Annotated in this window: 15 protein-coding genes; 14 read left to right on the top strand and 1 reads right to left on the bottom strand. The window is 30.4% G+C overall.

What is annotated here, in order from left to right; genetic code table 11:
• The first annotated feature begins 280 nt into the window (after window positions 1–280).
• The 3 genes from prfA to ACR0QS_RS01600 are packed head-to-tail and all read left to right on the top strand — an operon-like array spanning window position 281 to window position 3,297.
• Entirely contained in the window at window positions 281–1,357 is a 1,077-nt protein-coding gene (prfA, locus tag ACR0QS_RS01610) for a peptide chain release factor 1 (RefSeq protein ID WP_432631700.1), read from the top strand.
• Window positions 1,358–1,387: 30 nt separating this feature from the next.
• A complete protein-coding gene (locus ACR0QS_RS01605) occupies window positions 1,388–2,827 on the top strand; it encodes a spiro-SPASM protein (protein WP_432631699.1) in 1,440 nt (479 codons plus the stop codon).
• A gap of 35 nt (window positions 2,828–2,862) precedes the next feature.
• On the top strand, window positions 2,863–3,297 hold the full coding sequence (locus ACR0QS_RS01600) for a hypothetical protein (protein WP_432631698.1): 435 nt from the start codon (window positions 2,863–2,865) through the stop codon (window positions 3,295–3,297).
• A gap of 7 nt (window positions 3,298–3,304) precedes the next feature.
• Here ACR0QS_RS01600 and ACR0QS_RS01595 read toward each other — a convergent pair whose 3' ends face one another.
• Window positions 3,305–4,291, bottom strand: coding sequence for a sugar phosphate nucleotidyltransferase (locus ACR0QS_RS01595; RefSeq protein ID WP_432631697.1), 987 nt, complete (start codon window positions 4,289–4,291; stop codon window positions 3,305–3,307).
• Window positions 4,292–4,482: 191 nt separating this feature from the next.
• On the opposite strand from ACR0QS_RS01595, the gene flgE reads away from it, so the two are divergent.
• The 11 genes from flgE to miaB all read left to right on the top strand — a co-directional run bounded on the left by flgE (window position 4,483) and on the right by miaB (window position 14,234).
• Window positions 4,483–5,805, top strand: a complete 1,323-nt coding sequence (flgE, locus tag ACR0QS_RS01590; RefSeq protein ID WP_432631696.1) for a flagellar hook protein FlgE — start codon at window positions 4,483–4,485, stop codon at window positions 5,803–5,805.
• 66 nt (window positions 5,806–5,871) lie between these two features.
• Window positions 5,872–6,096 carry a flagellar FlbD family protein gene (locus tag ACR0QS_RS01585; RefSeq protein ID WP_021957990.1) on the top strand — a complete coding sequence of 75 codons (225 nt, stop codon included), beginning with the start codon at window positions 5,872–5,874 and terminating at the stop codon, window positions 6,094–6,096.
• Between the two features lie 101 nt (window positions 6,097–6,197).
• On the top strand, window positions 6,198–6,977 hold the full coding sequence (locus ACR0QS_RS01580) for a motility protein A (RefSeq protein WP_432631695.1): 780 nt from the start codon (window positions 6,198–6,200) through the stop codon (window positions 6,975–6,977).
• A 50-nt stretch (window positions 6,978–7,027) separates the two neighbouring features.
• On the top strand, window positions 7,028–7,831 hold the full coding sequence (locus ACR0QS_RS01575; protein WP_432631694.1) for an OmpA family protein: 804 nt from the start codon (window positions 7,028–7,030) through the stop codon (window positions 7,829–7,831).
• A gap of 20 nt (window positions 7,832–7,851) precedes the next feature.
• Window positions 7,852–8,730 (top strand): class I SAM-dependent methyltransferase, encoded by an 879-nt coding sequence (locus tag ACR0QS_RS01570; RefSeq protein WP_432631693.1) that lies wholly within the window; start codon window positions 7,852–7,854, stop codon window positions 8,728–8,730.
• A gap of 191 nt (window positions 8,731–8,921) precedes the next feature.
• The gene (locus tag ACR0QS_RS01565; RefSeq protein WP_432631692.1) at window positions 8,922–9,755 is read left to right on the top strand and encodes a hypothetical protein; all 834 of its coding nucleotides are present in this window, start codon (window positions 8,922–8,924) and stop codon (window positions 9,753–9,755) included.
• 136 nt (window positions 9,756–9,891) lie between these two features.
• Window positions 9,892–10,776: an alpha-1,2-fucosyltransferase gene (locus ACR0QS_RS01560; RefSeq protein WP_432631691.1), complete on the top strand. Its 885-nt coding sequence runs from the start codon at window positions 9,892–9,894 to the stop codon at window positions 10,774–10,776.
• Between the two features lie 42 nt (window positions 10,777–10,818).
• Window positions 10,819–11,775 carry a M28 family peptidase gene (locus ACR0QS_RS01555; RefSeq protein ID WP_432631690.1) on the top strand — a complete coding sequence of 319 codons (957 nt, stop codon included), beginning with the start codon at window positions 10,819–10,821 and terminating at the stop codon, window positions 11,773–11,775.
• 45 nt (window positions 11,776–11,820) lie between these two features.
• The gene (locus ACR0QS_RS01550) at window positions 11,821–12,390 is read left to right on the top strand and encodes a GNAT family N-acetyltransferase (RefSeq protein WP_432631689.1); all 570 of its coding nucleotides are present in this window, start codon (window positions 11,821–11,823) and stop codon (window positions 12,388–12,390) included.
• 54 nt (window positions 12,391–12,444) lie between these two features.
• Window positions 12,445–12,933 (top strand): pantetheine-phosphate adenylyltransferase, encoded by a 489-nt coding sequence (coaD, locus tag ACR0QS_RS01545; RefSeq protein ID WP_432631688.1) that lies wholly within the window; start codon window positions 12,445–12,447, stop codon window positions 12,931–12,933.
• A 2-nt stretch (window positions 12,934–12,935) separates the two neighbouring features.
• Window positions 12,936–14,234 carry a tRNA (N6-isopentenyl adenosine(37)-C2)-methylthiotransferase MiaB gene (gene miaB, locus ACR0QS_RS01540; RefSeq protein WP_432631687.1) on the top strand — a complete coding sequence of 433 codons (1,299 nt, stop codon included), beginning with the start codon at window positions 12,936–12,938 and terminating at the stop codon, window positions 14,232–14,234.
• Window positions 14,235–14,253: the final 19 nt, after the last annotated feature.

Raw genomic sequence — 14,253 nt, 5'->3', positions numbered from 1 at the left:
CATAAAGTAGTCGTTCAAAACTTTAAAATCTTTTTCAATCATAATAATATTATAACAGAATAATTTTATTTGTCAAAGAGATTTAATAATTACTTAAAAAATTAGTTAGCATATAAATTAAAAAATTTTACAAAATTATTTAATAAATATATATAACGCTTTATAAAAATTTTGAAACGATTAATTTTTGACAAATAAAATCTTTTATACCAATTTAGCAAAATAGTTGATAATTATAGTTAATCGTATATAATACTAAATCATTTGGAGAAACTAATTTATGTCAATTATCGATAAATTGTCGCTCGTTGAAAATAGTTATAACGAAATAGTAGAAAAATTAAACGATGGAAATATAAAAGACAATAGAGTCATTCAAGAGCTTATGAAAAAAAAATCCGAAATGGAAGATATAGTTTTTGAATATAAAAAATTAAAAGAAGTTTTGAAACAGTCGGAAGATTTGGAAGAAATGATAAAAAATTCCGACACGGATAAAGAACTTAAAGAAATGGCTTCTTTAGAAATCGAAGAACTTAATCAAAAAAAAGAAAATATTATAACGGCTTTAAGATTATCGCTTTTGCCAAAAGATAAAAACGAAGGAAAAAATATTATAATAGAAATCAGAGTCGGAACTGGCGGAGAAGAATCGGCTTTATTTGTCGGCGATTTATTTAGAATGTATAGCCGTTTTATCGAAAGAGCGAATTTGAAAATGGAAATAATAGATACGAGTCCAACGGAACTCGGAGGCTATAAAGAAGTTATATTTTCGGTTTCGGGTAAAGACGCTTATAGAAGTTTAAAATTTGAAAGCGGAACTCATAGAGTGCAAAGAATTCCCGCAACCGAATCTGGAGGAAGAATTCACACTTCAGCGTCTACTGTAGCGGTTATGCCCGAAGCTATGGAAAGCGATGTTGTAATCAAAGACGAAGATATAAGAGTCGATATATTTCGTTCGAGCGGACCTGGTGGACAGTCGGTTAATACTACGGACAGCGCAGTTAGAATTACGCATTTGCCTACTGGTTTAGTCGTTCAATGTCAGGATGAAAAAAGTCAGCATAAAAATAAGGCGAAAGCTTTGAAAGTATTGAGAGCTAGAATCTACGAAAAAGAGGAAGCGGAAAGAAAGGCGAAAGAATCGAAAGAGCGAAGAGAACAAATCGGCTCGGGAGACAGAAGCGAAAGAATAAGAACTTATAATTTTCCGCAAAACAGAGTGACCGACCATAGAATAAATTTAACATTATATAAATTAGATAGATTTATGGACGGAGAGATTAACGAAATAACGGACGCTTTATTTAAAAAAGAACAGGAAGATATTCTCTCTTCGTATTCGGATTAATTTTGTAAAAATTTTAAAAGAGGTTTAATAATGAATTTTTTAATATTAGTCGACAATTCTTTTTCAAACGAATATTCAAAACGATTTGAAAATCAATTTTTAGAAAAAATAAATTCTCTTAAAAATAATTTAAACTGCGAAATTAAAAATTTAGAAAATAAAAACATTGAAAATATAGAAAATTATTTGAATAATATTTTTAAAGAAAGCGAAGGCTATGATAATATAATTTATATTCCAAGTAATATGCCGCTTTTCAGTGTAGAAGAAACGATAAAACTTACAAAAATTCATGAAGAAAATATTGCATATTTCAGCTATGGCGAAAATTATCCTATTGGAATTGTTCCGTTTATAATAAGAAGAAACGCGTTTGAAAAATTATTTGATATGATAAAAAATAAAGATATTAAAATCACGGAAAACGCGATAAGAGATATAGTATTTATCGACCCGAATTTTTTTGAAATAGAAATTTTGGTTTCAGAATATGATATGAGATATTACAGATTATATTTACTTGCCGATTGCAAAAGAAATTCTATTTTAATATCGCGACTAATTGATTATAAAAGTTATGACGAAATTGTGAAAGCGATTAAAGAAAATCCGATTATAAAAAGAACTTTGCCCGCGTATATTGAAATCGATATAAACAATAGGCAGAATGTTTTGAATAAAAATTTATTTTCATGCGATGGCTTAAAAAAAGAATTATCTAAAGAAGAAAAAAATTTAACTTTTGAAGAATTTAAAAATATTTTTGATAAATTAGCCGATTTTTGCGATGACTTTCATTTATCTATCGGAAGTTTTTTTGAACCTTTGATTAACGAAGAAATTTTTGAGATTTTAGATTATGCGACTAAAAATAAAAAAGCAAATATTTATTTGGAAACGAACGCTTTTTTGCTCGATAACGATAAGGCTAAAAAACTGCTTAATTTACAAAACGAACGAAAAAATCTTTTTGTAATAATTCATTTGGACGCGGTGGACGAAAATATTTATAATAAAATTTACGAAAACGGAGATATTAAAACTATTTTGTCGAATATTGATTATTATTTGATTAGAGAACCTGAAAATACTTATTTGCAAATAACCAAACAAAAATCTAATTTCGATTATTTGACTTCTTTTTATAAATATTTTGAAAAGTATAAAGTCGAAATTATAATGCAAAAATATTATACATTTAGAGGAATTGCGGAAGATAATAGAGTTGGCGATATGTCTCCTTTGATAAAAGTCGGCTGCTGGCATTTGGCGAGAGATTTATTTATTGACGCTTACGGAGATATTTATATTTGCAGATTCGATATTAATAAAGAAAAAAAAATATCTTCGATTTACGAAAACGATTTGGAAACGATTTGGAAATCATTTGAAAATTATTATACGAATAATGTTTTTGATAAACTCGATTTTTGTAAAAACTGCGATGAATGGTATTTATATAATTTTTAATTTTAAAATATAAATAAAAATATTGATTGATTTTAATGGAAGAAATATTAATTAAATTTTTGAAACTATCTCTAACGGTTTATATAATCAGATTTTTAGGCGTTCGATTATTGTTTGAATTTCAGACGATAAAAAAATTTATATATTCGAGAGAAATGCTGCCTTGCGTGAAAAACTGGAATAGCAAAATAAAAATGGTTTATTATTCGGAAATATTTTCTTTTATTCAAAGTTTGATTATCGCTTTATATTTTATGCTTTTTTGTTATTTTATTCCTTCGATTATAATAAATTTAAATCAAAAAGTTTTTATATCTTTTTTATTATATTCAACTTTTACAATCGTAGAAAAATTAAGATTTTCAATAATGCTTACGAATTATCCAAAATCTCTTCTTTTAATGGACGCTTTTATATATTTATTTATAAGTTTACTTCAATTTGTAGCTATGGGATTTATTTATAATTAAACCTTATTTAATTTTGTTCGATAGTCATCGAAGCGCCAATATCCATAGAATTCGTTTTTCCTTTATATTTCGCTTTTTCTGAAACGATGCAGTCATCCATTAAAACATTAGAAATATTTACATCTTCAAACATAATGCAATTTTTGAGTATTGAATTTTCTATTTTTGAATTTTCGCCGATATGAACGAAGGGACCGATTACCGAACTTTTTATTTCGACATTTTTATCTATGAATACGGGCGGAACTATCGCCGAATCTTTAATATTTTCGCTTAATATTTTATTTTTTATTAATAATCTATTCGTTTCTATCATAGTCGATTTTTCGCCGCAATCGAACCATCCGTCCAATTTAAATGTTTTGAAAATAGAGCCTCTTTCAATCATATATTCCAAAGCGTCAGTTAATTGATATTCGTTTTTAGTTTTAATATCGCTTTCTATTATATAATCTATCGCTTCAAATAATTCTTTTGACTGGACAATATGATATAAACCCGTCAAAGCCAAATTGCTTATCGGTTCTTTCGGCTTTTCCACTAATTTTTTTATTGTTCCTTTATCGTTTAAAATCGCGACTCCGAATCTGCTCGGATTATCGACTTCGCATACTCCTAAAGAATTTTCATTTTTAGCGACTATTTCCGTCAAATCTAATTTAAAAATTGTGTCTCCCAATATAATAAAAATTTTATCGCTGTCTTTAATATATTCTCTCGTAAGCGAAATCGCATGCGCCAAGCCTTTATATTCTTTTTGAACTACAAACGAAAGTTTAATATTTTTATATTTTGAAGTAAGATATTCAATCATTTGTTCTTTCAAATATCCGACTATAAAAATAACTTCTTCCAAATCTGGAATTAAAGAAATATTTTCCATTATAAAATCTATAATTGTAGAACCCGCTATTGGCAATATTGGTTTGGGTTTAGTGTTCGTATGCGGTCTTAATCTCGTGCCTTCTCCCGCCGCTGGAATAATAACTTTCAAAATGCCGTCCTTAAATATTTATTTTATAAGTATATAGAAATTATTATAAAATTCAAGTTTAATTAATTATAAAATGAAACATGCGAATTACGAAATAATTTATATCAAATATACTAAAAAATATTAAGCAATTTTTAATTATACCGACAATATTTTATAAGAAATATTAAATTTTTGGAGGAATACGCCTTATGATGCGTTCATTATTTGCCGGCGTGTCTGGTTTACAAAATCATCAAACTCGAATGGATGTGGTTGGAAATAATATAGCCAATGTTAATACTTACGGATTCAAAAGAGGAAGAGTCACTTTTAAGGATATGATAAGCCAATCTATAAGCGGAGCCGCTAAACCGCAAGAAGATAGAGGCGGTATCAATCCTCAACAGGTTGGATTAGGTATGATGGTTGCCACTATCGACACAATTCATACTCAAGGAGCTTTGCAAGTTACGGGGGTAAATACCGATTTAGCGATTCAAGGAGAAGGTTTTTTCATTGAAAAGAGAGGAAATAATTCTTTCTATACGAGGAACGGAGCTTTTTCTTTGGATAAAGACGGTTATTTAGTAAATCCTTCAAACGGTTATAAAGTGCAAGGATGGAATTCTCAAATGAACGAAACGGGAGAGATGATAATTAACACCGCGGCTGGAGTGGAAGATTTGATTATTCCCGTAGGTTCAAAGGACCCTGCGAGAGCTACGGAAAATACTACTTTCTTCTGCAATCTGCAAAAGAATTCCGATTATCATCAAGCCGATATTACCGTTTACGATTCTACTGGAATACCTCGTCAATTAAGAGCTACTTTCAATAGAACCGATGTAAATAGATGGGATATGGTTATAGAAATTCCCGATGCAACCGAAGGAAGCGTAAGCGTTTCTGCAGGCGACCCCGTTCAAGGCGGAGGAAATAATACTTTTCAATTAGTATTTAACGATGCTGGTTCTTTAATATCGGTTAGCGATGGCGGAGAAACTCAAGAAGAAGGAGTTTTAATGCCAAATGTTTCTTTCACCTATCAAGGAACGGAAGGCGAAGTTGAACAAACTATTAATTTGACTATGGGAACTTCTGGATTGTTTAATGGAATCACTCAATTTGAATCTCCTTCCACTACGAAAGCAATCGAACAAGACGGATATACTATGGGAATGTTGGAAGGATTCAGTATTGACGACAGCGGACAAATAACGGGAGTATTTACAAACGGAAACAGAAAAACATTAGGACAAGTCGCTTTGGCAAAATTCAATAACGCTGGCGGACTTGAAAAAGCGGGAGATACTTTATTTGTAGAAAGCAATAACTCTGGAGCGGCAAATATCGGACCTGCGGCGGTTGAAGGAAGAGGTTCTATTAAAGCGGGAACTTTGGAAATGTCGAATGTGGATTTGAGCGAACAGTTTACGGATATGATTGTGACTCAAAGAGGCTTTCAATCCAATGCAAGAACTATAACGACAGCAGACCAAATGCTTCAAGAAGTTATAGCGCTTAAGAGATAATGAAAAAGATAAATAATAAAAATAGACAAATTTATTATTTTATAGTATAATTAATTGGGAGTTTTAATGATACATATAACGAGATTTGATAAAACGATTTTGTATGTTAATCCGCATCAAATAGAGTTTATGGAAGAAACTCCCGATTTGGTTATAACCATGCTTTCGGGAAGAAAGATAGTAACAAAAGATAGTTTTGAAACGGTATTAAATAGAATAATAGAATATAGAAAAAGAATTATAAACGAAGATACTATTAAAAAACCGTCTTTTTATGGAAATGAAGAATAGAATTAAATTTTAGAATTTAAATTTAAATAAATAAAAAGTTTTTTAAATAACGATATAAAAAACAATAAATAATTTTTAGAGAGTAGAATATGGATATTTTTGTGCCTATATGCCTTATAGTTCCAATAATAGTTAACTTATTCGGTATTATTTCTGGGGGCGGTAATGTCGGACACATGGTTGATATTGCGTCTTTTGTTGTTACGGGATTTGGAGGATTAAACTCGCTCGTAATGGCTAACGATTTTTCAACTATCGTTGGAGTTCCTAAAGCTATTGGAGTTCTTTTGAATAAACCTAAATTTGACGAAGCGCAAATGATAATAACTCTTATAAGTTTTTCCGAAAAAGCGAGAAGAGAAGGTTTATTGGTATTGGAAGACGATATACAGGAAGTGACCGACCCATTCCTAAAAAAAGGCATGCAGTTAGTAGTTGACGGAACTGACCCCGAACTTGTAAAAAATATTTTGAATACGGAAATAGACAATATCGAGGCGAGACATGATAGTGTTAAAAAGGTATTTGAGGATGCCGCTTCATTATTTCCAGCTTGGGGTATGATAGGAACGCTTATCGGTTTGGTTATAATGCTTAGAAGTTTAGGCGGAGGCGGAGGAACGGAAGCGATAGGTTCTGGTATGGCTGTCGCGCTTATTACGACTTATTACGGTTCGGTTATAGCAAACGGTTTCGCTTTGCCGATAGCTGGAAGACTTGCCTCAAGACATGCCTCCGAAGCTTTGATAAAGGGAATTATGATAGAAGGAATATTATCCATACAGGCGGGAGATAACCCGAGAATAGTTAAAGATAAATTAGTATCTTTCCTACCTCCTACGCAAAGACAAAAGGTTAATGAACAAGTCGGAGATAGATAAAAATATATTTATAGAATATAGTTTATTAGGAAAGAATTTAAGGATTTGTAATGGCTACTACAAAATTTGGTAAAAAAGCTAAAAAAGCGGGGGATAAAGCCCAAGTTCCCGGACCTTCCGCTCCGTTATGGCTTCAAACTTACGGGGATTTCGTAACTTTGGTTTTGACATTTTTCGTTATGCTTCTTGCATCTATGGAAGCTTCGGTATCTCAAAGTTCCGCTATGCAGCTTCTGGCTACGGCGTTTCAAGGTTCTTTCGGCGTTTTGTCTGGAGGAGCGACTTTATCGCAAAGCAGTTTAATATACGGCGGAGCTAATGTGGAAACATTACCAAGTTCGGAAAGAGGTTTTGCGATGGGCAGAAGTATAGATAAAGCCACATCCGTTTTGGAGTCGGAAATAAAGAGTCAAAAAATAAGAGTTTCGGAAGACGAAAGAGGTTTTGTTATCACGCTTGGAGCGGACCAGTATTTTGAATCGGGAAGAACTAATTTAGTGGAAAATCAAAATAATACGGAAACTTTTATTAAACTTGCTTCGATATTAAGCACTTTGCCAAACGATATAAGAATAGAAGGACATACCGATTCTGGAGCGATAAGAGAAGGCAGCGCGCTCGAAAGACAATTCGGAAATAACTGGGGACTTTCTTCGGCAAGAGCGTTAGTGGTTTTGGAAAGATTATTTGAAAGCGACCAAACGGGACAATTAGACAGAAATAAATATTCGGTTGCTGGATATGCGGATACTCGTCCTGTCGCCTCGAACGATTTGCCCGATGGAAGAGCTTTAAATAGAAGAGTCGATATAGTAGTAGTGCGAAACGATGTCACTTATTATAATCAAAGATAAAAAATAAAAAATAATCTCAAATGCTTTTGGCTGATAAATGGAACGATTATAAAATAATAGACTGCGGAGACGGAGAAAAATTAGAACTCATTGGAAATTTTTTAATCTCTCGTCCCGATTCTCAAGTCATTTGGGCTAAACAAAAAGAAAAATGGAATAATTTTGACGCTATTTATCATCGTTCGGATAAAGGCGGCGGTTATTGGGAATATATAAATAAGCCAAAAGAAAATTTTATTATCAAATATCAAGATTTATCATTTTATATAGAATTCACAAATTTCAAACATATAGGACTTTTTCCCGAGCAGGCGGTTAATTGGCAGTTTATAATTGATAAAATTAAAGAAAAAAAATCTAAAATAAATTCTAGAAAAAATATAGAAATAAAGGCTTTAAATTTATTTGCATATACAGGCGGCGCTACTGTTTCATGCGCTTATGCAGGATGCGATGAAATCGTTCATGTGGACGCTTCAAAAAAAATTGTAGGACATGCAAAAAGAAATATTGAATTGAATAAATTGGAAAATAAAAAAGTAAGATTTATTATAGAAGATGTCATTCAATTTGTTTTGCGCGAAGTGAGACGAGGACGAAAATACGATATTATTATAATGGACCCTCCAGTTTACGGCAGAGGACCGAAAGGCGAACTTTGGCAAATAGAAACGAGTTTGACAAAATTGACTAAAGAATGCATAAAACTTTTTTCGGATGAACCGATACTTTTTTTAATTAATTGTTATACGGCAAGTTTTTCTCATATATCTTTAAAAAATATTTTGGAAACGAATATAAAACATGAAGGATTTTTTGAAAGCGGAGAGATAGGAATACCGATAGAAAATTCAAAATTGATTCTTCCATGCGGGATATACGCGAGGTTTTTTACATAAATTTTATATATTTTAATAATTAAAATACTTGACATTTTTTATTAATATTCTATAATTTAATCACTATGATAAAGTTAAATTTTAGTTTCATGAAGCCAAGCCAAGCCAAGCGCTAATTTTATACTTTTTATATTTCCCTGCATTCTTTTCAGGGCATTTTGCTATTGCATTTTTTGGGATAAATTAGCCGTATGAATTCAAAAGTATATATCTGCAGTTTTGCCAATTTGTATTTGCTTCCCGCTCTTAAAAGATTTTACAATCAAGCTCTTGAAATGAATATATTTGAAGATATATTTTTATACGAAGAATTAACTTTGGGTAAAGATTTTAAAACTCGTTTCAAAGATAAATTAAATTATAATGTGAGAGGATTCGGTTATTGGTGCTGGAAACCTTATATAATTTTGGAATCGTTAAAAAGAATAGACAACGGCGACATATTAGTTTACGCCGATGCGGGATGCCATCTCAAAAAAGAATATATTGATAAAATGAAAAAGTATATAGAAGACGCAGAAAAATACGATATTGTGGCTTTTGAACTTGAAATGCCCGACAAACTTTTTACCAAATCCGATTTATTCGACTATTTTAATGTTTTGAATAATAAAGAAATTACCGATACGAATACGAGATGCGCAACTTCGCTTATAATTAAAAAGACGGATAAAACGATTAGATTTGTAAACGAATGGCTTAAAGTTTTTTACGATAATTTTCATTTGGCAGACGATACTCCTTCAACGATTAAAAATCTTGACGGTTTTGTGGAACATAGACATGACCAAAGCATATTTTCTATTTTAAGCAAATTGTATAATGCAAAAGCGATTACAAATTTTGAGGACGGAAAAGAACCGATAAATTTTAGCAGAGATATAAGGTGCATGTATAGTAATATAGTTTCTAAAACTTGGTTAATTCCGTTTAAGAATTTGAGATGGAAATTGAAAAAGATATTATTTAATAAATATCATAAAAAATTTTATAAACGACTTGAAAAATTATCTAATCCTAAATAGAGATAAGACTAATAAATATTAAACAAGGATTATATAAATGAATTATTATAATTATGAAATATTAATTAATAAAATTGCGCGGTTTATACCTTTTAGAACTTTGAGAAATTTTTTGAGACAATTTTTAACCGATTGTGTGAAAAATTATTATAGAACCGAATATTTAGTTAATATAAATAATCGAATAAAAACGCATGATAATTTTGTAATTCTATGGGTTGGCGGAGGACTTTGCGGACAAATAAGAAAATATATTTTAGGCAAATATATAGAGAAAAAATATAATAAAAAAGTGAAATATGATATTAATTGGTATAAATATAACGGATTGGACGACCGTAAAAAGTTTAATAGGAATTTTGATTTGCTAAAGATTTTTCCAGATTTAGATTTTGAAATAGCAAACGATTACGAAATAAATATTTATAAGAGTTGTTTTCGGTTTGATTTAAATCCTTTGTATCAATTTAACGATTTATTATTAGAATATAAAAATGTATATTTAGATGGAACTCCTTACGATAAAAATTGTTTTTACGAAATAAAAGAAATAATTAAAAATAAAATCGATTTTGAAACTTATTTAAATGATAAATTGGACGATAAAAATAAATATGTTTTAAATGAAATAAGAAACTGCAATTCGGTAGCTATTCATGTTAGAAGAGGCGATTTTGCAATATACGGAATTATCGAAGACGAATATTATATTAATTCTATTAACGAAATGATAAAAAATATTAAAGAGCCGAAATTTTTTATTTTTTCGGACGATATTGATTATGTAAAAAATAATATTATTAAAAAACTTTCCAAAACCGTTTTATTTTATATAGTCGATATAAACGATAACGATAAAGGCTATTTTGATTTATTTTTAATGATGAATTGCAAACATCAAATAGCTTCCAACGGCTCGTTTGGTTATTATGCCTACTGTTTTAATAAAAATAAAGACAAAGTTTTGATAACTCCAGAAGGCATGAGAGATTATTATATAGAAAATATAGATAAAATATAAAAAATATATATAATAACTTAAAATAAATTTTAAGGCTTGATTATGAAATATATTTTTTTAACCGCATTATTAATTTTATTATATTCATGCAATGACGCGAGCGCATCGAATTATAAAAATTCTACAATAAACGAAAAATTTAATTTTAGTCCAAATAACGCTTACGATTATATAAAAAAACAAGCTCGTTTGGGACCGCGAATTTACGGAAGCGAAGCGCATAAAAAAGTAAGAACATTTTTCAAAGAAGAAATTAAATCTATGGGCTACGAAGTTTTTACTCACAATTTTGCCGCTCCTTATATCGAAGGCAGAGACGGAGAAAATATTTACGCGTTTTTGGAAGGCGAAAGAGAAGAATATATTATTTTGGCGAGCCATTACGACAGCAGAATGGTTGCCGAAAAAGATAGAAAAATTGAAAACAGAAATAAACCGATTGACGGGGCGAACGATGGAGCGAGCAGTTCGGGAATTTTACTCGAGCTTATGAATTCTCTAAAAAGCGAAAAACTGCCTTATGGAATTTGTTTTATTTTATTCGATTTGGAAGACGATGGAAATTTATTTTATAATAACGGAAATAGCTTAATAGAAACCGATTGGATTCAGGGAAGCATCGCTTTCGTTAATGATAAAATTTTAGAAAAAGAGAAAATAAAATTTGGAATACTGCTCGACATGGTTGGAAGCGGAAATGCAAAATTTAAATACGAAAGTTTTGCCTATACTTATTATCCGAATATTTACGAAAAAATTTGGGACTTTGCGGACGATTTGGGATATAAAAATTATTTTGTTAAAGAACATTATGGAATGATAACGGACGACCATATTCCTTTTTTGATGGAGAGAATTCCATTTATTGACATAATCGATATGGGCTATCAATATCATCATACTACGGAAGATACGATTGACAAGATAAATATTAAAACTCTCGAAGCGGTTGGGCGAACGGTAGAATATACTTTAAAAAATGCCGATAAAATATTTTAAATTATTAGAATTGAAAAATAAAAATAAATATATTATAATAGAAAAATGAAAATTAGATTTGCAGAAATTTCGGACGCTCCCTCATTGTTGGAGATTTACTCTCAATATATAGAAACGACTATAACATTCGAATACGCGCTCCCAACGAAATCGGAATTTGAAAAAAGAATTGAAAATATTATTGAAACATATCCTTATTTGGTTTGCGAAGAGGATGGAAAAATTTTCGGATACGCATACGCTCATAAATTTATGGATAGAGCCGCTTATCAATGGGATGCGGAACTTTCCATATATTTAGATAAATCGCATGTTTCAAAAGGTTTGGGTAAAAAATTATATTATATTTTAATTGAAATCTTGAAAGCGCAGGGCGTTAGAACGGTTTACAGTTTGATTACCTCTCCAAATATTAAAAGCGAAAAACTGCATATTTCTTTTGGTTTTAAAAATGTCGGAATGTATCATAACACGGGATTTAAAAACGGAGGCTGGCATGATGTTTCTATATTTGAAAAACAAATTGCGGAATATTCGATTAATCCTAATCCGATTATTTCGATAAAAGAAATAGATTTTGAGATTATAGAAAAAATATTAAATTCAATTAATTAAAAATATGCGTCTTTTTATATTGCTATTATATTTATAATATATATAATATTCGCCATGAAAAATAGTAAAGTAATATTTCCCGGAACTTTTGACCCTTTTTCTTTGGGGCATTTGGATGTTCTCTATCGTCTGGCTAATATTTTTGAAAAAGTTTATATTTCTATAGCGGTTAATTTGGAAAAATCTCCAATTTTTACTTTGGAAGAGCGAAAAAAAATGATAGAAAAAGTTATTGGAAATAACGATTCTATAGAAATTGTCACAATATCTGGACTCGTCACGGAATTCATGAAAAATAACGGAATAAAAGTTTTGGCAAGAGGAATAAGAGACAGCGAAGATTTATATTACGAATTAAAAATGTCAAGAATGAATAAATTATTATATCCCGAAATGGATACGATATTTTTGAACACTTCGGAAAATTATACTCATATAAGTTCTTCTCTAATAAAAGAAATTCTAAAATTTGACGGTCCGATTGAAGGATTAGTTCCCGAAATATTGATTGAAGAAATAAAATCAAAATTTATAAAGAAATAATTATGAAGAATTTTTATTTGGAAAACTACGGCTGCCAAATGAATAAAGCCGATTCTAATAGTTTAATCAATTCTTTGATGCAGGAAGGATTTATTCAAACGGAAGATTATCAAAATGCGGATAATATAATAATCAATACTTGCAGCGTTCGAGCGCATGCCGAAGAGAGAGTTTTTTCAAGAGTCAAACTTTTCAACGCCGAAAGAAGAAAAAATAAAAAAAATACAAAATTAATAATAATGGGATGCATGGCTCAAACTTCAAAAAATATTTTGGAAAATCTCGGAGTCGATAAAATATTCGATGTTTATAACGAAATGAATATTTTAGATTATATGAAAGACGAAGAAGTTTTTATAAAAAAATTCAACGACAATTATATTTTTAGCAAATCTTATGTCGATAAAGATAAACCTCATAAAGCCTTTTTGCCAGTATCTCATGGCTGCAATAACTGGTGTTCTTACTGCATAGTTCCTCATACGCGGGGAAAAATGGTTAGCAGAAAATCGAGCGAAATAATAGAAGAAGTTAAAAGATTAATCGATTCGGGAGCTAAAGAAATAACTTTACTTGGGCAGAATGTCAATTCTTACGGACTCGATATAGACGGCGAAATTTCTTTTACCGATTTGCTTTATTTGATTGATAAAACGGTTGGAGAAAATAAAGTTTGGATTAGATTTTTAACTTCGCATCCTAAAGATTTTGATAAAGATTTGGCGGATGCAGTATGGAATTTAAAAAGCGTTGGAAAACATATTCATTTGCCTTTTCAAAGCGGTTCGGACAGAATATTAAAATTAATGAACAGAAAATATGATAAAGAAGAATATATAAAAAAAATTTCCTACTTGAGAGAATACGCGGACGACTTTCCGATTTCAACCGATATAATAGTCGGCTATGCGGATGAAACCGAAGAAGAATATAAAGAAACTTTGGATTTATTAAAAGAAATTGGATTCGAGGACGCTTATTTATATAAATATTCCGAAAGAGAAGGTTCGATTGCCTTTAAGAAAAAAGTTAAATATGACGAAAAAACGGGTTCTAAAAGATTGAGAGAATTAGTCGATTTTCAAAGAGTTTTGGCTCAAAAATTATTGAATAAACAAGTCGGCAAACGCGCGGAAATTATGATTGACGATATTGCAAAAGACAATATTCACTATCAATGCCGAAGCAAAGAAAACCGATTGATACTCGTAAAAAAAGAAAAAGAATTAAATATGGGCGATATTTACGACTGCGAAATAACGGAAATTAAAAATCATACTTTAATAGGGAAAATAATTTAATAAAAAAGAGAGCATGTAA

The sequence above is a fragment of the Brachyspira sp. genome (genome assembly GCF_050873525.1).
Classification (GTDB): domain Bacteria; phylum Spirochaetota; class Brachyspiria; order Brachyspirales; family Brachyspiraceae; genus Brachyspira.
The sequence above is the reverse complement of the archived record's forward strand: the minus strand, read 5'-3'. Positions and strand labels throughout refer to the sequence as shown.